This window comes from Oceanobacillus kimchii X50 (genome assembly GCF_000340475.1).
Lineage (GTDB): Bacteria > Bacillota > Bacilli > Bacillales > Amphibacillaceae > Oceanobacillus > Oceanobacillus kimchii.
Map to the genome: position 1 here is coordinate 2,780,801 of NZ_CM001792.1, position 19,355 is coordinate 2,800,155.

Here is a 19,355-nt window from a genome sequence, read left to right on the forward strand (position 1 = left end):
CTCCCAATCACCTTATATTTTCCATAACATAGATTTGACCGTTATCTGCAATAATTGCTTTATCTACCAAATGGGTGAAAATTCCAGTTTCAATTACTCCTACGATTTGTTTCAATGATGCATGTAAGGTCACTGCGTCGTCTATCTTTTTAAATTCACAATCAATAATATAGTTCTGATTATCCGAAACAAAAATTTCTCCATTCAATAAACGCAATTTGGTATGGCAACCAAGTTGTTGTAGCCTTTGTTCCGTAGCCTGCCATCCAAATGGCACAACTTCAACTGGCACTGGGAACGTTCCTAGCTTTCTTACTTTCTTTTCACCACTAGCAATTACGATAAAGGTGTCAGCAACCAAATCTATCATTTTTTCTCTAACTAATGATCCGCCTCCACCTTTAACCAAATGAAGCTGTTCATCGATCTCATCTGTTCCATCAATCGAAATATCTACGTTTTGATACGAGGCAAAAGTTGTTAAAGGGATCTTAAGCTTTCTAGCTAATCGTTCTGATTTTTTCGATGCAGGAATACCTACTATTTGCAATCCTTCTACTTTGATTCTATCTGCCAAACAATAGAGGAATTCATTTACAGTCGATCCAGATCCAATTCCAATAACCATGCCTTCTTTGATGTACCTTACCGCTTCTCGTGCTGCAATAAGTTTATCATTGTATTCCACTATATTCGCCTCTTTCTAGTTAGAATAAGCTAGGATTAATCATTTTCGGAATATAGAAAGCAATATCCGGGAAAAATGCGATGAATAACAAGACTACTAAAACAATTGCAATATAAGGGATTACTGCCACAAAAGAACGTTCTGTCGACATATTTCCAATTTTCGCAGCCAATAATAGACATAACCCGTATGGTGGCGTAATTAATCCAATTGCTAACGTAATCACTACAATTAATCCTAAATGTACTGGATCGATCCCCAATTCTAGTGCAGTAGGTAAAATAACAGGAACAAATAAAATCATTGCCGGAATTGCATCCATAAAAGTTCCTATAAATAAGAAGAAAACAATAATAATTAAAATAAATAACCATTCTGCGCCAATATTATTCGCAAAGAACTCTTGAGCCATTGCTCCTAATTGGTAATAACTCATTAATTCACCTAATGCACTCGCTGCAGCTAGAGCGAATAACGATAAAGAACTAAGTGCCAAGGTGTCGAATAATATCTTTGGAAAATCTTTGAACTTCAACGTTTTATAGTAAAACATACAAATAACAATCGTATAAAGTGATGCTACGGCAGCTGCTTCTGTGGCTGTAAAGAATCCGGTGATAATTCCACCGATAATGATTACTGGTGTAAGTAATGCTGGTATCGCTTCCAATAATAATTTAAAAAATACTTTCATCTCCACTTTTGCATCTTTCGGGTAATTTCTCTTTAGTGCGATGAAATAAATAAGAACCATCATTCCAACACCAATTAGAATACCAGGAATAATCCCCCCTAAAAATAATGCCCCGATGGAAGCATTCGTAAGACCAGCAAAAATAATCATTGGAATACTAGGGGGTATGACAACGCCAACTGTAGAGGAAGCTGCAGTAACCCCTACTGCGGTTTCTTTATCATAGCCTTTTCGTAACATGCTCGGTATTAGAACTTTTCCTACACCAGCAGTATCTGCTTGTGCTGCTCCAGAAACACCGGCAAACATCATCGAAACTAATACATTCGCATGAGCAAGCCCTCCACGTATTGGACCAACAATAGCTAACGCTAACTCAATCAACTTCTCTGAGATTTTCCCTGAGTTCATTAAGTTTGCTGCTAGAATGAACAAAGGCACAGCCAGTAGGACAAAGGAATCGAGGCCATTCACCATTTTCATTGCAACTGTAGCTTCAGGTGTATAAGGAATACCACTAATCCCAAGTAAAGCTACTATTCCAATAACAAAAGCAATCGGTACACCGATAATCATTAATACTAAGAAAATTGCTAATAACATAATTCCCATTATTCATGTACCTCCTTTGCTTTGATTATGCGAATGTGCTCTACGAAATGAGAGGTAGTATATATAAGCATGGTAGCTGCCATCACTGGAATTACTAACCATACATACCCCATTTTCATTTGTGGTATCGACGACCAAGTATAATTCCAAAACTCGCTTACCACCTGTACTCCTAATAAAAAAATACATATATTAAAAATGAAAAGGATTGCATCATTAAAAATACTAAGGTAAGCCCTTTTTTTGCCTTTAAGCTTTTGAACTAGAAAGTCAAAATTAAAGTGCTCTCTCCGATTTACCATAACTGCCGCTCCCATAAACACGGCCCAAATAAATGAATAATTAGCCGCCTCTTCTGTCCAGACCACAGAAATTCCTAAATGTCGAGTAACGATTTGTAATACAATAATTCCAAAAAACACACAGAGAAAAATAACACCAATGGTAATTTGTATTTTCTCTATAGCATTTGTCATCTTTTTCATGGTGAATCCTCTCCTTTCGTTAGTCTTCTAAACTTCTAATCTGCTGAAGCAGTCCTTCCACTTCAATCTCTTTAGCAAAATCATTTAAAATCGGTGTTGCAATATCAATGAAAGGCTGACGATCAATTTCATTAACTTCCGCACCATCCTCAATTGCTTTTTCCTTATATTCTTCATCTTGTTCCATAGTTGCCTCTCGTTCGGCTACCACAGATGCTTCTGCCGCTTGCAAGATGATTTCTTGTTGTTCCTTCGTATAATTATCGAACTTTTCCCCATTTGTTAATAAAAAGCGAGTCGTGTAGTCATGTGCTGTTTCTGTAATGTATTTACCATTACTTGTTGTGTGATGTGCTTGTTGCACGAAAAACGGATATGCATTCTCTGAGGAATCTACGACATCCTGTTGTAATCCTTGATATAACTCACCCCAAGATATTCCTGATGGGATTGCTCCAGTAGCCTTCCAAAAATCAGAAATTACTCCTGAGGTTTGTGTACGCAAGGATACCCCTCGTAAGTCTTCCACTGATTCAATTGGTTTCTTGCCATAGTAATGTCTTACACCTGCTGACCAATAACCTAGCAGTTTAAATGAATTGTCTGATTTCTCATTAATGATTTGTGCCATTTCTTGTCCAACTTCTCCATCAACTGCTGCTAACCAATGTTCATAACTATTAAACAAATATGGTGCTGAAAACAAATCTACTTCTCTAATTCCTGTTTGTGTCATGAACCCGGGAGAAGCTAATATAACATCCGCTGCCCCTAATTGAAGTTTCTCTACTAACTCCGATTCTTCTGTTCCAATCGTACCTGCATGAACTTCTACTTCCATTTTTCCACCTGATTCTTCTTCCACTACTTCTTTAAACTTGAGCAAACCAGTCTGATATGGATTATCTGGTGAAGTCTGGTTATGAGCAGCAATAATTTTAATTTTGCCATCTTCTCCTGCATCAACTTCATTCGTATTGCAAGCAGAAAGTACTAAAGCTATTAAATTTATAAACAAAATTATGAAAGCGATTTTATTTTTTCTCATAAAACGTTCCTCCCTCTTGATGTATTAGCAATTGTTTTCTAGACTTGATTAGCGCTTTGAATATATTGTTTCGCACGTTCAGTTAATTCAGCGTAATCTTCTTTTGTTTGAAGTAACGGAGCATTTACTAAGCTGCTTCCTGTTCCTACAGCTACACTTCCTGCTTTCAAATAATCACCGATATTATCCAAAGTGATTCCACCGGTGACCATCGCTTTCACGTGTGGTAATGGCCCACGAATATTCTTCACATAGTTAGGACCAACTGCATCGATAGGGAAAATTTTCACCATTCTAGCACCATGTTCATATGCAGTTAATACTTCTGTCGGTGTAAACACACCAGGGATATGTTCTACACCATACCGTTGACAAATTTCTAGCGTTTTTATATTTAATGTTGGGGATACAATAAAAGTTGCTCCAGCTAAAATTAATGCCCTTGCCGTCTCTGGATCAAGCACTGTGCCTGCTCCAATTTGAATTTCTTCATTTACATTCTGTACTGCTGTTTTAATTACATTTTCAACATTCGGTGTTTCAGCTGTTATTTCCACATGATGAATTCCACCTTTTGCTAACGCTTCCAAAATGGATACAATATTATCCGAATTTGCTTTTCGGATAACTGCTACTACTTTTTCTTCTTGAATACCTTCTATTACTGACATAAATAATCCCACCTTATTCTAAATTAGTATGTTTTTGGTTTAGACTTTCTACACTTCGATTGGCTGGATACATATCTAATAAATACACTACAATAGCATCTAATAATAGATGAGCAGATTGATCAAACTGACTACCAAGTGGTTGAATTGTATCTGGTTCTTGCGACAAACGTTTTTTAGTTGCGGCTGGCACACGGACGATATAATCACTTTGTGAGCCGATTGAAGATTCTTTATTTGTTGTTACTAAACCTACTTTCGCATCAATTTCTTTTGCTTTATTTGCATAATTCAATAAGGAAGTTGTCCCTCCAGAACCAGAAATTAATAACAATAAATCATTTGATTCTAAGCTGGGTGTATTTGTTTCTCCTACAATATAAATCTGATAACCACTATGCATAAGGCGCATACCAAACATTTTTCCTACTAACCCAGAGCGGCCGGTTCCCGCAATAAATACTCGAGGTGCTTGTTGGATACCTTCCGCTAATTCAATTACTTCTGCTTCAATAACTTGTCCCAGAACTTCCTGAATTTCTCTAGCGATAGTATTTATTTTTTGTTTCACGATAATCATCTTTCCTTTCTATTCAACAAGATTTTCTCCGATTCACCATTGGTTCGAAACGGAAGGTTTCCCTTGTACTTATATCTTGTGGATTTTTGATTTGTGTAAATAATAGCTCAGCAGCTTTCTTTCCCATTTCAAAAGCTGGCTGTGAAATCGTTGTTAATGCTGGCTGATAAAATTCTGCAAATGATACATCATCGACATTTACTAATGCTACATCATCTGGAATTCGGATATTTTGATAATTTATAAAGGATAGTACTTCATGTAAAACGCGATCATTTATCGCAAAAATTGCGTCTGGCGGTTCAGATAATTGAAAGAGCTCCGTCAACTTTTTTTGTATTTCATTAATTTCACCACAAGCAATATATTCATCAGATAATGATTTCCCATGTTTAGCTAGCTCATTTTTAAAACCAATTAATCTTTCCATTCTCGGTGTCAAATTCTCTTTTAACGGTGATGTTACTATGGCAGGTCGTTGATAATCTTTTAATAAATCCACTGCTAGAGTTGCAGCTTTATAGTTATCAAGTAATACAGTAGGAATATCTAATCCATCTACCAATCTGTCCATAAATACTAATGGATATTTTTCCTCTAAAAGTCCTTGATAAAGCGCAACATTATCACCGGTTGGAAAAGCAATGATTCCATCTACTTGTTTTGCCCGGAGCATATCTATATAGGTTTTCTCTTTATCAGAATTATCGTCTGCATTACATACAATGACATGAAATCCTTTTTCATGGCAGAAATCTTCTATTGCTCGAATGACCTGAGTTGAAAATACATGAAGAATATTTGCAACAATAACCCCAATGGTAGTCGATGATTTTTGTTTTAGGCTTCTGGCCACCATATTCGGACTATACTTTAGCTCTTTAATTGCAGACTCAATTTTTTCTTTTGTTTTTTGTCCCATATAATCATAACGACCGTTCAAATACTGTGATACTGTGCTTTTTGATACACCTGCATGTATCGCAACATCAGAAATTGTAATTCTTTTTGTCATAAGTTAATCCCTTCTATGCTCTATAACTAAAACGGTTTAGTAAATCGATTTAGTAACAGTATAAGATAAATGTAACCGTTTTACAATACTAATTTTTGGATTACTCTTTTTAAATAAGATATAGCAATTATGCTGTTGACTCGAATACAAAAATAAAAAGCCAACTCTTCTAAAAAAGTTGACTTCCAATTTATTTATACTACAATCCGTATGGTGAGTAGTAACTATACGTCGGATATGGAGGATAGTAGTAATATGGTGCTGATAACAATTCACCTGCTAATAATCCTCCTGCCAATCCTCCTAAAAAAGGCGCTCCGCCAAATCCAAAAAATGGTCCTACATAGCCTCCGTGGAAAATGGGACGTCCATGAAAGCCTCCACCATGAGGTCGTGACTCTATATACGATTCATATGGTTCTATATAGTTATTTTGATCAAATTGATAATTATTCAATTTGTTATCCCTCTTTCCTCCAAAATATATATCTTTCTAATGTATTCTATGCAAGTGTCTATATTTTGGATGGGCAGATTATTACGATACAAACCGAATGTCCAAATAACTATAGTTATAATTCTTTTAGGAATATGGGAATTGGCGTTTCGTATGTTGAATAGAGATCCATTTTGTTGTCGTGAACGCTTCTAAACTCCACTCTCCATTTAAACGACCTACTCCAGAATTTTTCACTCCTCCAAATGCCACATTCGGCTCGTCATTAATTGTTCCGTCATTAATATGGATCATACCAGATTCTAATTGTTTCGCTACTTCTGCACCTCGATTTACATCTCTCGTATGCACGGCACCGCTAAGACCATATGAACTAGCATTTGCATATGCGATGGCCTGTTCTTCTGATGTAACTTTCATAATCGCTACAACTGGAGCAAAGAATTCTTCATTGGCAATTTGCATATCTGGAGTTACTTCTGTAAAGATGACTGGCTCTACTACATTACCTTTCACCTGCCCTCTTACTAATGGGTGGGCACCTTCTTCAATCCCTTTTTCTATAAGGTTAACTGTATTTTTTACTTGGCGCTCATTAATTAAAGGACCGATGATTGTATTTGAATTTGCAGGGTCGCCGCAAGTTAATGTTTTAACTTTTTCCACGTACTTCTGAACAAATTCATCATATACATCTTCGTGAACAATAATCCGATTTGCAGACATACAGATTTGTCCTTGGTGCGTAAATCGACTAAATACTCCAGCACTTACTGCATAATCAATATCTGCATCTTCAAGTACGATTAATGCACTGTTACCGCCTAGCTCTAAATGAACTTCTTTTAGATTACGAGAAGCCACTTCACCAATATGCTTACCTACTTTTGTAGATCCTGTAAAGGATATCGCACCTGGAACGGGGTGATCTACAAAACGATCACCTATCTCAGAAATCTCCGTTGTTACTACTTGAAGTACGCCTTTAGGAAGTCCAGCCTCTTCAAATATCTTTGCTATCATTGTTCCACCCGTAATTGCTGTATGTTCGTGCGGTTTTAATACAACCGCATTACCTGTAGCTAATGCTGGAGCAACTGACTTCATAGAAAGGAAAAACGGGAAGTTAAATGGACTAATCACACCTACAACCCCTACTGGTACTCGATAAACACGGTTTTCTTTACCATCTATCGGTGATGGTAAGATACTTCCGCTCATTCGCATTGGAAAAGAGGAGGCTTCCTTAATCATATTGGTAACAAGTCCAATTTCAAATTCGGCTTTCAGACGAGTTCCACCTATTTCTTGAATAATAATATCGACTATTTCTTCATGATTTTCTTCCATATAACTAACAGCTTTATTCATGATTTTTTGGACGTTAATCGGATTTTCCTTAGACCATTTTTTTTGCGCTACTTTTGCTGATTCATATGCCATATCTAGATCTTGTAAGGAAGCTGCACGATATGAAGCAATAACCTCTCCATTAAATGGATTCGTATTTTGAATCGTAGCCTGACCACTTCCATCTTTCCATACACCATTTATATATTGTGATTCTAGTTGCTTATAAATTGACATGATACACTCTCCTCTAATTTCGTATTTCTGTATTTTCCTTAGCCATTGTAGCTAAGCTTTGAATATTGCTATTTACTTCTTGCATTGTAGCTGTAAGTTCCTCTATGGCAGCAGATTGAGAGTCTGATTCAAGATTTGCTTTCTGAATATCTTTATCAAGACCATCGATAACGGATTTAATTTTATTCGTAATCGTATAGATTTCATCTACTTGTATTTTTGAATTAGCAGCCATTTTGCGAACTTCGCTAGCAACTACAGAAAAACCTCTACCATATTCTCCTGCTCGAGCAGCCTCAATAGCTGCATTTAAACCAAGTAGATTACTTTGGTCGGCAATGCCTTTTACCGTTTGAGAAAACTCTTCAATTAACTGGACACTTTCTCCAACCTCAATTGATTTTTGTGATACAAAGTTCATATTCTCTGACAATTGAGAAATAGATTCCGCCATATCTGTTATTGTTTTAGTAATATCTTCAAAAACATTAGATAAATTCCCGGAAACATCTGACAATTGTTGTGCCTTATCAACGTTCATTCCTAACCCCACACCGCCAACAATGTTTCCAAATTCATCTATTATAGGTACTGCTTTTGAAATTAATTTAACCCCTAGAATATGAGCAGGAACCACCATTGACTGATTCTTACCTTCTTGGATCGCTCTCGTTACGATATCTCCCTCTAATAATGGGTCTCCTGCTGAAACATCCAATGAAAATGTTTGACCTGGATAGTTCTTTAATAATTTCTCCGTATCATATATTCCAATCGTTATATCATCATTGACTAACTGTTGAATATAAGGTCCAACCTGAATAAACGCTTCTAGTAATGGATGATTTTTTACATTTATTGAATCCACGCCTTTTTCCTCCTTCAAAAACATTTTAATTAACTTCTAGACCTTATATCGGTTATAAATATACGTTTTTGAAGACTACTACCTATTTCCGAAACTTTCAAAATTACTTTACTGTATTGTCAAAGTCTGAGAATGAATTTAGTTCATTAGGCTTGTACGATAATCAACTTAAAAAATAAGAGTTTGAGACTTTACAAAAGAGTTGCCTAACAGATGGATGGTGCTTAGAATAAACTCAAGAAATATACGGAGATTCCTGTGGGAGTAAGGCTCACCAGCCTCCCACGGAAATCGGAGTATATTTCTAGAGCGGGTTTCAAAATCTATTCTTCAGTTTTACTCTTCCACACTTCCCTCTAATTCTAGTAAGGATGAAGGTTGTATTAGGAGGGTAAAATAAAAATCCCTATCAAGAATATTGACTCTCAAATCGGGATTCTAATTAAAAGTTACTAATTATATACATACAGTATTGCTTTTGTAAGAATTTGCACTCCATTTTCAAGTGCATTTTGATCAAATGTCATAGTTGGATGATGAAGCCCTGGAGTTAAAGCACATCCTAATCCAAGCATCGTTGCTTTCAATTTCGGGCGTTTAATTGTATAAAAATGAAAATCATCCCCGCCAGGTGTTACTAATGGTTCAAGTAATTTGTCTTCTCCTAGATGTGAAGAAATTGCTTTTTGCATTATATGGATAGCCTCTTCATTAATTTCTGCTGCAGCAATCCCATGTACATCTGTTATTTTAATGTTAATATCATATAAATCTCGGACCGCATCAAAGATATTATGGACCTTTCTTTCTAGATGTTCCATTACTATATTGGATTGCGCTCGTAAGTCAAGACTAAATGAAGCGTTTCCTGGGATGATATTGGCGTTCTTTCCCCCAGACTGAAACTTCGTCATTTTTACAGAATGGGGAACACGTGGATCCAAGTGAATTTGGCGGATCATGTTAACGATTTGAGCTCCGACTTCAATCGCGTTATGATTGAGATGTGGTCTAGCTCCATGGGCATCGTCACCTTGAATTTCCCCATGAAACATTCTTGTCGCACCATGCACAATAACTGGCGTTGCTGTCCCCATTTTCGCTTCTTGGTCTGGACGAAGATGTACACCGAATAAATAGTCTACATTGTCTACAACTCCTTTTTCCACCATTTTTAGTGCACCACTACCATTTTCTTCAGCTGGTTGGAAGATAAATTTGACTGCAATTTTATCCTTAATATTTGTAATTTCTTCTAATGACCACAGTACACCAAGAACCATTGCCATATGTGCATCATGACCACAAGAATGATTCGCTTGAAATCTCCCATTCACTTCTTGCCATAGTGCATCCATATCCGCTCGAATACCTACAACTGGAAGGCCTTTATTAAAATCGCCATATTCTCCAACTATTCCTGTACAATCAGAAAAGGTTGTCACGTTACATCCCGCTTTTTCTAAGTAATGCTTAATATACTTAGTCGTTTCTACCTCTTCCCAACTAATTTCTGCATGTTGATGTAAATAATGAAATGTATCTCTTACTCTTTGTTCAATACTATTTATCATTAATCTTCTCCGTCCTTTATATAGTACTTAAATGTCGGTGGAACTTTACCTCGATCTTGAACCTGGTCGATTAACTCAGATAAGATGGAATTCATAACTGACATCGTAATTGGTCCTTTCTGTAACAGAACATTAGTATTCTCTGATGAGTATATCGAAATTACAAAATCAGCATATTCAGCTGCTGGTGATGCCCATGAATCAGTTATCACGATCACAGGAACTCCTATTTTTTTAGCTTCTTCGGCTAAACGTATGGTGTCTACTGCATATCGAAAGAAAGAAAAAATGATGATACAAGAATTTTTAGACATTAATTCGAGTACCCCTGCATCGCTTTCCGGTCTAAATAATGAAGCATTCCCTAAAATGTAATTCAAGTTAAACGAAAACCAATGTGCAAAACTAAATGAATGATAGTAACCTGCAACTACCACTTTCTCACTTTCTAATATTTTCTCTACAACATCGTTCAATACATCCACATCTATTATATTCTTCATCTGCTTTAAATTCTTAACATCTTCTTCGATAAAATGTTTAAAATTATTTTCTTTCGTTAATATGCTCTCCTTGTCCTTGATATTTTCTAGATTCATTAAATGATGTCTCACTTCTTTTTGCAGCTCAGAATATCCTCGATAACCTATATAATGACAAAATCGTATAACCATTGTTTCACTTACATCTATCATACTCCCTACTTTTTTAGCTGGATGTATGGCAAATACAATCGGTTCGGATAACAGATATCTCCCTACTTTCTTTAATCCTTTAGTCATTTCTGGGAGCTTCTCTTTCGTTCTTTCTACATATTCTCGATTCATAAACGTCACCTGTGTTAAAGTTTTTACATTATTTTATATTGATTTAAAGTATAAACTTTATTATAATTTATTTCAACTTTAAATATTTCGACTTTTTAAACAAAGAGGAGACAAAATATGACTAAACCAAAGAAAAAAAGAAAACTCATCTTACCTGATGCTTATGTGATATTATTTGTTATTCTCATCATCGCAGCATTACTGACGTACATTATTCCAGCTGGATCATTTGACCGTGAAACATCTGAGAATGGAATTGATGTAATTATTCCAGATAGTTATAGTCAAATAGAACAACAGCCTGCTTCGGTGATTGATATCTTTCGCTCTATTCAAGACGGCCTCATTGGTGGAGCTGGTTTAATATTTCTTGTATTAATCATAGGTGGAGCTTTTGCAGTTATTGAAAAAACAGGTGCTATCGACAACCTAATTATGAAAACAATTCGAGGAACACAAAATAGAGAATGGATGTTAATTATTATCGTAGCTAGTTTATTTTCTATATTTGGAGCACTTGGTATCATTGTCAATGCAGTAATTGCATTTATCCCAATTGGAATTATTTTAGCTAGAGCAATGAAGATGGACGCAATCGTAGGGGTATCTATTATTTACCTAGGTGCTTATTCTGGTTTCGCTATAGGTTTCCTTGATCCGATGACAACTGGGTTTGCACAACAAATCGCTCAACTTCCTCTATTTTCAGGTATCAGTTTTCGCTTAGTTATATATGTCACTGTTGTAAGTGCAACAATAGCTTATATTATCTGGTATGCAAATCGTGTTAAAAATAACCCAAACAAAAGCATTTTACGTGAAAATCGTTTTCCTAAATATGATGAACGGGACATCGAAGAAGTAGATGGAACATTAACAACTATTCACAAAATTGTATTGACAATACTTGTTCTTGGTATCGCAACATATGTCTATGGAGTATTCCAGTTAGAATGGTCCATTAATGAAATGGCAGGAGTATTTATTGCTATCGCCGTGTTAACTGCTATTATCTCGAAAATGGGCGCAAATCAAATGGTAGAGGAATTTATGCACGGTGCCAAAGGAGTTCTATATGGTGCATTAATCATTGGCATGGCTCGTTCCATTGTCGTGGTATTAGAAAATGGGTATGTACTTGATTCGATTGTAAATGGAATGGCAATTGTGATGGAACCTTTTTCAAGTGTGTTTGGAGCAATTGCTATGTTTATCGGTAATGGCCTGTTTAACCTTATTGTTTCATCTGGTAGTGGACAAGCAGCAATTGTGATGCCTATCTTGACGCCTCTTGCAGACTTGATGGACGTACCAAGACAAGTAGCCGTACAAGCCTACTCCATGGGAGATGGATTCACGAATATAATTACCCCTTTATCCGGAGTGCTAATGGCTAATTTAGCTATCGCAGGCATCCCATGGACCAAGTGGATCAAATTTGCGATTCCATTAGTTATTATCTGGTATATCATTGGCATTATTTTCTTAAGCATCGGTGTTATGATAAATTGGGGACCGATGTAGTATTCACACCAAGATTATTTTTCTAAAATACGATATTCTTATATAGTAAAAACTTATCAGGATGAACCAGACTGCAACCTTTTACTTCAATTTCCATAAATGAAGTAGAAATATCGGACGATGAAGAATATGTAAATCAAATAAAGGAGTCAATAAAATGAAATTTCAAGAAATAACCATGCATAAAGTAAGTATGCGTATGAAAAACCCATTCACAACAAGTTTCGGTACAGAACAAGACCGTAGCTTTGTTATTATCGAAGCAATAGATGAACTTGGAAATATTGGCTGGGGAGAATGTGTCACCTCAGATTCACCATTATATATTGAGGAATTCACAGATGGAAGCTGGGTTATGTTAGAACAATTTCTCGTACCACTTGCGTTGAAACATGAGTGGGAACATCCAGATGAATTAGCTGATTTGTTTTCTCCTTTTAAACGAAATAACCTCGCAAAAGCTGTGATTGATGCAGCTGCTTGGGATATATATGCAAAACGACAAGGAATCTCATTAGCAGATGCTCTTGGTGGAACCAAAAAAGAAATTGAAGTTGGCGTCAGCCTTGGTATTGAAGATGATATGGAAAAACTACTTACGAATATAAAGGGAAAAGTAGATGAAGGATACAAACGAATTAAAGTAAAAATTAAACCAGGTAAAGATGTTGAGGTAGTAAAAGAAATTAGAGAACATTATCCTGCCATACCGCTAATGGTTGATGCAAACTCTGCCTATACATTAGATGATATAGATTTATTAAAACAACTGGACCCATATAACTTAATGATGATCGAACAACCATTAACTGCTGGAGACCTTATTGACCACGCGGAATTACAAAAACACTTAGAAACGCCAATATGTTTAGACGAGAGTATTCATTCTTATGATGATGCAAGAAAAGCAATACAACTTGGTAGTGGAAAAATCATTAATATGAAAGTTGGTCGTGTTGGTGGGCTATCTATCATGAAAAAAATCCATGACCTTTGTGAGGAAGCTGATATCCCGATGTGGTGTGGTGGAATGCTTGAATCTGGAATTGGACGAGCCCATAATATTGCAGTAACTTCGTTAGCAAACTTTACGTTACCAGGTGATACTGCCTCTTCTTCTCGTTACTGGCATGAAGATATTATCGAACCTGAAGTACTTGTGCATAACGGTATTCTACAAGTACCAAGTGAGCCTGGTATTGGATATAACGTAAGTCATGAAAAATTAGCAAAATATACAGTATATAAGAAAACATTCAACTTAAATTAACTAAAGGTTTTTTGCTCAAACCTATATTAGCAATGTAATATAACAAGCTTCATTATATATGTTTATGTACATATTTTACTGAAGTACAAACTTGTGTTTACTTGTACATGATTCATATTCACATCCTTCCTTAGTATATTTTTATCGCCATTATTGTCCACACATCTTTATCACAACAAGAATAATTTAATTATTACTAAAGTGATAAGAAAGTTTGGGGAAAAATGGCAAGAGAGAACAATGATAGGAAAAAAAATCAAAAATTGAATACACAGTTGTCCGGCCTTCTAGTAGAAATAATCATACTATTATAATCTCTAATCCCTCCAGAACAATAGGCCCCACTGGAGCTACCGGACCTACGGGCGCAACAGGACCTACAGGAGCTACGGGAGCGGATGGCGTCGATGGTGTTACCGGACCTACAGGGGCTAAGGGACCTACGGGTTCAGATGGACTTGACGGCGCTACCGGGCCAACAGGAGCTACAGGATCGACTGGCGTTACGGGGCCGACCGAGGCAGATGGACTTGACGGCGCCACCGGACCAACTGGAGCTACGGGTCCGACCGGCGCAACAGGGCCGACCGGGGCAGATGGACTTGACGGCGCTACCGGTCCTACAGGAGCTACGGGACCGACTGGGGCGGATGGCATTGATGGTGTTACCGGTCCGACTGGGCCCACGGGACCGACCGGCGCAGATGGACTTGACGGCGCTACCGGTCCTACAGGAGCTACGGGTCCGACTGGTACAGATGGCGTTGATGGTGCTACCGGACCTACTGGAGCTACGGGGCCTACGGGTGCGGATGGCGTCGATGGTGCTACCGGACCTACAGGGGCTACGGGACCTACGGGGGCAGATGGCGTTGACGGCGCTACAGGTCCAACTGGAGCTACAGGATCGACCGGTGCGGATGGCATTGACGGCGTTACCGGTCCAACTGGAGCCACGGGGCCTACGGGTGCGGATGGTATTGATGGTGCTACCGGTCCAACAGGACCGACGGGGGCAGATGGCGTTGATGGTGCTACCGGGCCAACGGGTGCCACAGGACCTACAGGCGCTACAGGTACTTTCTCTCCAGCTTATGGATATGTATTTAATACCGGAGCTCAATCCGTTGTTTCTGGAGGAGATATTACTTTTAGCGCAAATGGCCCTTTATCTGGTGGAGTTGCTCATGCCTCTGGAACTACAACTGTCACAGTTACAAATGGTGGTGACTATTTGATTTCATATGCAGTTAACGTACTAATTTCTGGAATAAACATTGCTTTAGCTTATGCAATAGTTCTAAATGGGGCAATCCAAGATACAACAAGGTACGGCCAAACCGGTGGTCAAAATAATACAACAAGGCTAGCTATAGGCTCAGCTATATTAACCATACCAAGTGGTTCTACATTGACACTTCGTAACATTGGCACTACACCTGACACGCTAGTTACAACATCCGATGGGGTAACTATTGTTAATGCATCATTGAATTTAACTAGACTAACTTCTTAGCACAACATAACTTTGCAACAAAGTGAAATTTATATTTGTTAGACACAAATGATATTTAATTGAAGGTTTCAAGACAGAGGGGGAATCTCACGCTCCCTCTTTTTTCAATTATATAAAGTAGTTTATTTTAAATAACACAAGTTTCACGAGTTGTAACTAACAAAATCTATTTGGTTCTAGGTTTTTACTTTTAAATCGCTACTATTCCTTGGTCCTAACTAGACTCACTGATATTCTTATATATGTTTCTTTTGATCCATATTACATAATCTAAAAAGACAGCCAAACATTTTTTCTTGATTAAGACATAGAATCATTGTATAGTTTAATTCACAGTAAATTCATATGAATTATACGCATTTATAAGGAGGGTAATTATTAATGGATAACTTGTTTATTTTAATCAATGTTGTAGTGTTACTGGCACTTATTGGATTACTAATTTATATGCAGAAAAAACATGTATCATTCTCCAAACGAGTCTTTACTGGTATGGGAATAGGGATTGTCTTAGGAGCAATTCTGCAAGCTATTTATGGAGAAGGTTCATCTATATTAACCGGGACACTTGATTGGTACAGTATTGTTGGGAGTGGTTATGTAAGATTTCTTATGGTAATTGTTGTACCACTTGTAATGATATCGATTATTCGTGCCATTATAAACTTAGATAAGACAAAAGAACTTGGAAAAATGGCTGGTTGGATAATCGGAATACTTATCTCTACAACATTAATTGCCGCATTAGTGGGTATTGGGTCGGCATTATTATTTGATTTAAGTGCCGAACAAATTGAAGCTGGTCAAGCAGAAACAGATCGTGGACTTTCGATTGAACAAAGCTTTACTGAAATGGAAGGACAAACAACACCACAACGAATTCTAAACTTTATTCCTAGTAATATATTTTTAGATATGACTGGTGAGCGTCCGACTTCTGTTATCGCAGTAGTAATTTTTTCCGTCATTATCGGTATTGCCACTCTAGGTGTTCAACGAAAACAACCAGAACATGCAGCAATATTTACAAAAGGAATTAACGCCATATTTAGTGTCATTATGCGAATTGTAACTCTCGTTCTTCGCTTAACACCGTTTGGGGTACTTGCTTTAATGACAAATATGGTTGCAAGTACGAATTATCAAGGAATCATTCAATTAGGTAAGTTCGTTATTGCATCCTACGCCGCTTTACTCTTGATGTTCATTATTCATTTAGTACTTGTTGGCGTATTCGGACTTAATCCGATGACCTATTTGAAAAAAGTCATTCCAGTCCTTGGGTTCGCATTCACGTCACGATCAAGCGCTGGAACGATTCCATTAAATATTTCCGCGCAAAAGAATGCACTCGGCGTAGATGATGGAGCAGCGAATATTTCTGCATCATTTGGAGCTACAATGGGGCAAAATGGTTGTGCGGGTATTTATCCGGCAATGTTAGCTGTTATGATTGCTCCAACAGTCGGTATTGATCCTTTATCCCTTGATTTCATTATTCAATTAGTGTTAATTACAGCTATCAGTTCATTTGGTGTAGCTGGTGTTGGCGGTGGAGCAACCTTTGCAGCAATTATTGTTCTATCCTCTATGGGATTACCAGTAGGTCTGGCAGGGTTATTGATCTCCATTGAAGCATTAATTGATATGGGCCGTACCGCTCTGAATGTAAATGGAAGCATGGTATCAGGAACATTAACTTCAAAAGTGATGCGAAACCTTAACCATGAAACGTATCAAGATAAGAAATCAGTCGTTGAAAACACAGGTATTTAATTGTAGCTTTAGTATAAGAGTCATTTAGAAAACAGCAGGTTGGCTCAAACCAACACTGCTGTTTTCTATTAATCAGCTTGCATTCCGCCGTCTACATTGTAAAGCGATCCATTTACAAAGGATGCATCATCAGAAGCTAAAAACTTCACAACTTGAGCGACTTCTTCTGGTGCTCCAAATTTTCCTGCTGGAATACCTTGTTTTAAAGCTTCCCCAGATTTTTCCGGCTCCCCAGGAGTAAGGTTATTCTGAATATCAGCGAGCATTTGCGTATCAATTGCAGCTGGTGCTACAGCATTTACTCGTATTCCATCTGGTGCTACCTCTAATGCAGCTGTTTTGGTAATACCAGCAACTGCATGTTTAGAAGCAATATATCCGACCATACCTGCTGACCCAATATAAGCAGCATTTGAAGCTGTATTTACAATACTTCCATACCCTTGCTTTTTCATTTGTTTAATCACATGTTTCAGACCTAAGAATACACCGGTTACATTAATCGACATTATCTTTTCAAATGTAGATTGATCCAATTCCGTAATTGTTGAAACCGGTCCATTAATCCCTGCATTATTAAAGAAAACATCAATTTTCCCAAAGCGATCTACTGTTTGTTTCACATAACTTTCTACGTCTTCTTCAATAGTCACATTGCCCGCAATTGTAAAAACACGATCGTCTCCTACATCAAGAGATTCCTTTGCCTTTAATAATGAATCTTCATTGATATCTACTAAAGCAACCTTTGCCCCATGATCTAATAGAAGTTTTGCAGTTGCTTGTCCTATTCCCCCAGCACCACCAGTAATAAGTACTACTTTTCCTTCCAAGATTATCCACTCCCTTTTAATAATGTACTTCTCTTTCGTAACTTGCTTTCTTTATCATTTTATGAAAACGTTTACAAAATCACAAGTGATTTGATTGATTATTTGCACTTATTTTACAATGATAAGTATTCTACTCAGTTACTTATATAAATACCTTTTTCCGTTACAAACGGTGCATAGCAATTATGAAATTAAAAAATAATCCCAAGCCACGCACCGAATAAACTCAAAATAACAGTTGTAATTATATAGAAGATAGCTTGTTTCCATTTCTTATGCTGCAACATTGAAACTACCTCTGTACCAAATGTAGAAAAGGTTGTAAATCCTCCACATATACCAATTCCAAGAAATGCCCACCAACCTACACTTAAAAAGCCCGCTATATAATATTGCAAACATAGACCTAATATAAATGATCCAAATATATTAGTTATCCATGTTCCTAAAGGAAAAAAAGGATATTTATTCAACCATTGACTCAAACCATATCTTGCCGCAGCTCCAAGAGAACCTCCAATACCAACTATCCATATTGTCATGACATACCTTCCTCATTTTTAGATGTTAATGCAATACGCGCACCAAAGTAGGCGAGTCCAACTCCTAATACTACACTCCCTAAAACGTATATAACTGCTAACATATATTCAGCTGACTGTAAAAGTAATATTGTTTCTACAGAGAAGGTAGAGTATGTTGTAAAAGATCCAAGTAAACCCGTTCCAAATAGAAGTGACCATTCTTTTCGTACATAGTGCTTCCTTGCAAAAAATGTTAATAACCAACCAAGTGCAAAACATCCAATTAAATTAATGAAAAATGTCCCAATCGGAAAGCCACTGTTTGATGACATCCATTCCCCTAGCAAATAACGCAATATAGATCCAATAAAGCCCCCAAGCATAACGATAAGTACATTTTTCATATATTCACCTACTTATTAGAATATTCTTCTATAATAGATTACATTATAATCCATACTATACTATTTGATGAAACCTTTCTTATTTTTTATCATATAATTATTATTTAGAAGTGATAGCAATGAGATGAGATTACAACAATTGAATAGTTAAATAGGATCCCAGAAATTGAACGTCGTACAAACGGAGCAACAGTATTTGATAATCGAATAGTACTACCAATTAGAGAGGTTTGGAAAAGAAAAATTATTCTTAAAAAATATGGAAGTTCCATTTTTGTACATAAAAAAAGACGATACATATGTATTCTGAAACCATTACAATCAACAGGATATCTACCAACAATACGAGGAATTACGGAAAGTTTTGCAAAAACACTAGAACAGTTAAAAGGAGATTACTCA

At 36.9% G+C, this 19,355-nt stretch carries 20 protein-coding genes; 4 read left to right on the plus strand and 16 right to left on the minus strand.

All coding sequences use genetic code 11. The annotated features are described in order from the left end of the window. Window positions 1-7 precede the first annotated feature (7 nt). The 12 genes from rpiA to C794_RS14575 form a co-directional block, all read right to left on the minus strand. The gene (rpiA, locus tag C794_RS14520) at window positions 8-688 is read right to left on the minus strand and encodes a ribose-5-phosphate isomerase RpiA (protein ID WP_017797877.1); all 681 of its coding nucleotides are present in this window, start codon (window positions 686-688) and stop codon (window positions 8-10) included. 19 nt (window positions 689-707) lie between these two features. Then, complete coding sequence (locus tag C794_RS14525) at window positions 708-1,994, minus strand: TRAP transporter large permease (RefSeq protein ID WP_017797878.1); 1,287 nt, start codon at window positions 1,992-1,994, stop codon at window positions 708-710. Beyond that, the gene (locus C794_RS14530) at window positions 1,994-2,479 is read right to left on the minus strand and encodes a TRAP transporter small permease (RefSeq protein WP_017797879.1); all 486 of its coding nucleotides are present in this window, start codon (window positions 2,477-2,479) and stop codon (window positions 1,994-1,996) included. Before C794_RS14530 ends, C794_RS14525 begins: the two co-directional genes overlap by 1 nt. A gap of 19 nt (window positions 2,480-2,498) precedes the next feature. Continuing rightward, window positions 2,499-3,527, minus strand: coding sequence for a TRAP transporter substrate-binding protein (locus C794_RS14535; protein ID WP_017797880.1), 1,029 nt, complete (start codon window positions 3,525-3,527; stop codon window positions 2,499-2,501). A gap of 38 nt (window positions 3,528-3,565) precedes the next feature. Continuing rightward, the gene (locus tag C794_RS14540) at window positions 3,566-4,198 is read right to left on the minus strand and encodes a bifunctional 4-hydroxy-2-oxoglutarate aldolase/2-dehydro-3-deoxy-phosphogluconate aldolase (protein WP_017797881.1); all 633 of its coding nucleotides are present in this window, start codon (window positions 4,196-4,198) and stop codon (window positions 3,566-3,568) included. Window positions 4,199-4,211: 13 nt separating this feature from the next. Continuing rightward, window positions 4,212-4,778, minus strand: coding sequence for a 6-phospho-3-hexuloisomerase (gene hxlB, locus C794_RS14545; RefSeq protein WP_017797882.1), 567 nt, complete (start codon window positions 4,776-4,778; stop codon window positions 4,212-4,214). A gap of 13 nt (window positions 4,779-4,791) precedes the next feature. After that, window positions 4,792-5,793 carry a LacI family DNA-binding transcriptional regulator gene (locus C794_RS14550; protein WP_017797883.1) on the minus strand — a complete coding sequence of 334 codons (1,002 nt, stop codon included), beginning with the start codon at window positions 5,791-5,793 and terminating at the stop codon, window positions 4,792-4,794. Window positions 5,794-5,992: 199 nt separating this feature from the next. Further along, the gene (locus tag C794_RS14555) at window positions 5,993-6,250 is read right to left on the minus strand and encodes a hypothetical protein (RefSeq protein WP_017797884.1); all 258 of its coding nucleotides are present in this window, start codon (window positions 6,248-6,250) and stop codon (window positions 5,993-5,995) included. A gap of 126 nt (window positions 6,251-6,376) precedes the next feature. After that, the gene (locus C794_RS14560; protein ID WP_017797885.1) at window positions 6,377-7,837 is read right to left on the minus strand and encodes an aldehyde dehydrogenase family protein; all 1,461 of its coding nucleotides are present in this window, start codon (window positions 7,835-7,837) and stop codon (window positions 6,377-6,379) included. Window positions 7,838-7,850: 13 nt separating this feature from the next. Continuing rightward, window positions 7,851-8,729, minus strand: coding sequence for a methyl-accepting chemotaxis protein (locus C794_RS21250; protein ID WP_039819660.1), 879 nt, complete (start codon window positions 8,727-8,729; stop codon window positions 7,851-7,853). Between the two features lie 428 nt (window positions 8,730-9,157). Continuing rightward, on the minus strand, window positions 9,158-10,279 hold the full coding sequence (locus C794_RS14570) for a M20 peptidase aminoacylase family protein (protein ID WP_017797887.1): 1,122 nt from the start codon (window positions 10,277-10,279) through the stop codon (window positions 9,158-9,160). Continuing rightward, window positions 10,279-11,106, minus strand: a complete 828-nt coding sequence (locus C794_RS14575) for a MurR/RpiR family transcriptional regulator (protein ID WP_017797888.1) — start codon at window positions 11,104-11,106, stop codon at window positions 10,279-10,281. Before C794_RS14575 ends, C794_RS14570 begins: the two co-directional genes overlap by 1 nt. Before the next feature lie 117 nt (window positions 11,107-11,223). On the opposite strand from C794_RS14575, the gene C794_RS14580 reads away from it, so the two are divergent. Both C794_RS14580 and menC read left to right on the plus strand, forming a co-directional pair. Then, on the plus strand, window positions 11,224-12,630 hold the full coding sequence (locus C794_RS14580) for a YfcC family protein (protein ID WP_017797889.1): 1,407 nt from the start codon (window positions 11,224-11,226) through the stop codon (window positions 12,628-12,630). A 157-nt stretch (window positions 12,631-12,787) separates the two neighbouring features. Next, the gene (gene menC / locus C794_RS14585) at window positions 12,788-13,900 is read left to right on the plus strand and encodes an o-succinylbenzoate synthase (protein ID WP_017797890.1); all 1,113 of its coding nucleotides are present in this window, start codon (window positions 12,788-12,790) and stop codon (window positions 13,898-13,900) included. A gap of 300 nt (window positions 13,901-14,200) precedes the next feature. On the opposite strand, the gene C794_RS21255 is transcribed toward menC, so the two are convergent. After that, window positions 14,201-14,956: a hypothetical protein gene (locus tag C794_RS21255; protein WP_017797891.1), complete on the minus strand. Its 756-nt coding sequence runs from the start codon at window positions 14,954-14,956 to the stop codon at window positions 14,201-14,203. Window positions 14,957-15,134: 178 nt separating this feature from the next. Between C794_RS21255 and C794_RS21065 the strand changes: the two genes are divergently transcribed. Beyond that, window positions 15,135-15,416: a hypothetical protein gene (locus tag C794_RS21065; protein WP_017797893.1), complete on the plus strand. Its 282-nt coding sequence runs from the start codon at window positions 15,135-15,137 to the stop codon at window positions 15,414-15,416. A gap of 381 nt (window positions 15,417-15,797) precedes the next feature. Next, window positions 15,798-17,192 (plus strand): L-cystine transporter, encoded by a 1,395-nt coding sequence (locus C794_RS14600; protein ID WP_017797894.1) that lies wholly within the window; start codon window positions 15,798-15,800, stop codon window positions 17,190-17,192. A gap of 68 nt (window positions 17,193-17,260) precedes the next feature. Here C794_RS14600 and C794_RS14605 read toward each other — a convergent pair whose 3' ends face one another. The 3 genes from C794_RS14605 to crcB (C794_RS14615) all read right to left on the minus strand — a co-directional run bounded on the left by C794_RS14605 (window position 17,261) and on the right by crcB (C794_RS14615) (window position 18,953). Then, entirely contained in the window at window positions 17,261-18,025 is a 765-nt protein-coding gene (locus tag C794_RS14605) for an SDR family NAD(P)-dependent oxidoreductase (RefSeq protein WP_017797895.1), read from the minus strand. 191 nt (window positions 18,026-18,216) lie between these two features. After that, window positions 18,217-18,567 (minus strand): fluoride efflux transporter CrcB, encoded by a 351-nt coding sequence (crcB, locus tag C794_RS14610; protein ID WP_017797896.1) that lies wholly within the window; start codon window positions 18,565-18,567, stop codon window positions 18,217-18,219. After that, window positions 18,564-18,953: a fluoride efflux transporter CrcB gene (gene crcB, locus C794_RS14615; protein ID WP_017797897.1), complete on the minus strand. Its 390-nt coding sequence runs from the start codon at window positions 18,951-18,953 to the stop codon at window positions 18,564-18,566. The genes crcB (C794_RS14610) and crcB (C794_RS14615) overlap by 4 nt, the downstream gene beginning before the upstream one ends. Window positions 18,954-19,355: the final 402 nt, after the last annotated feature.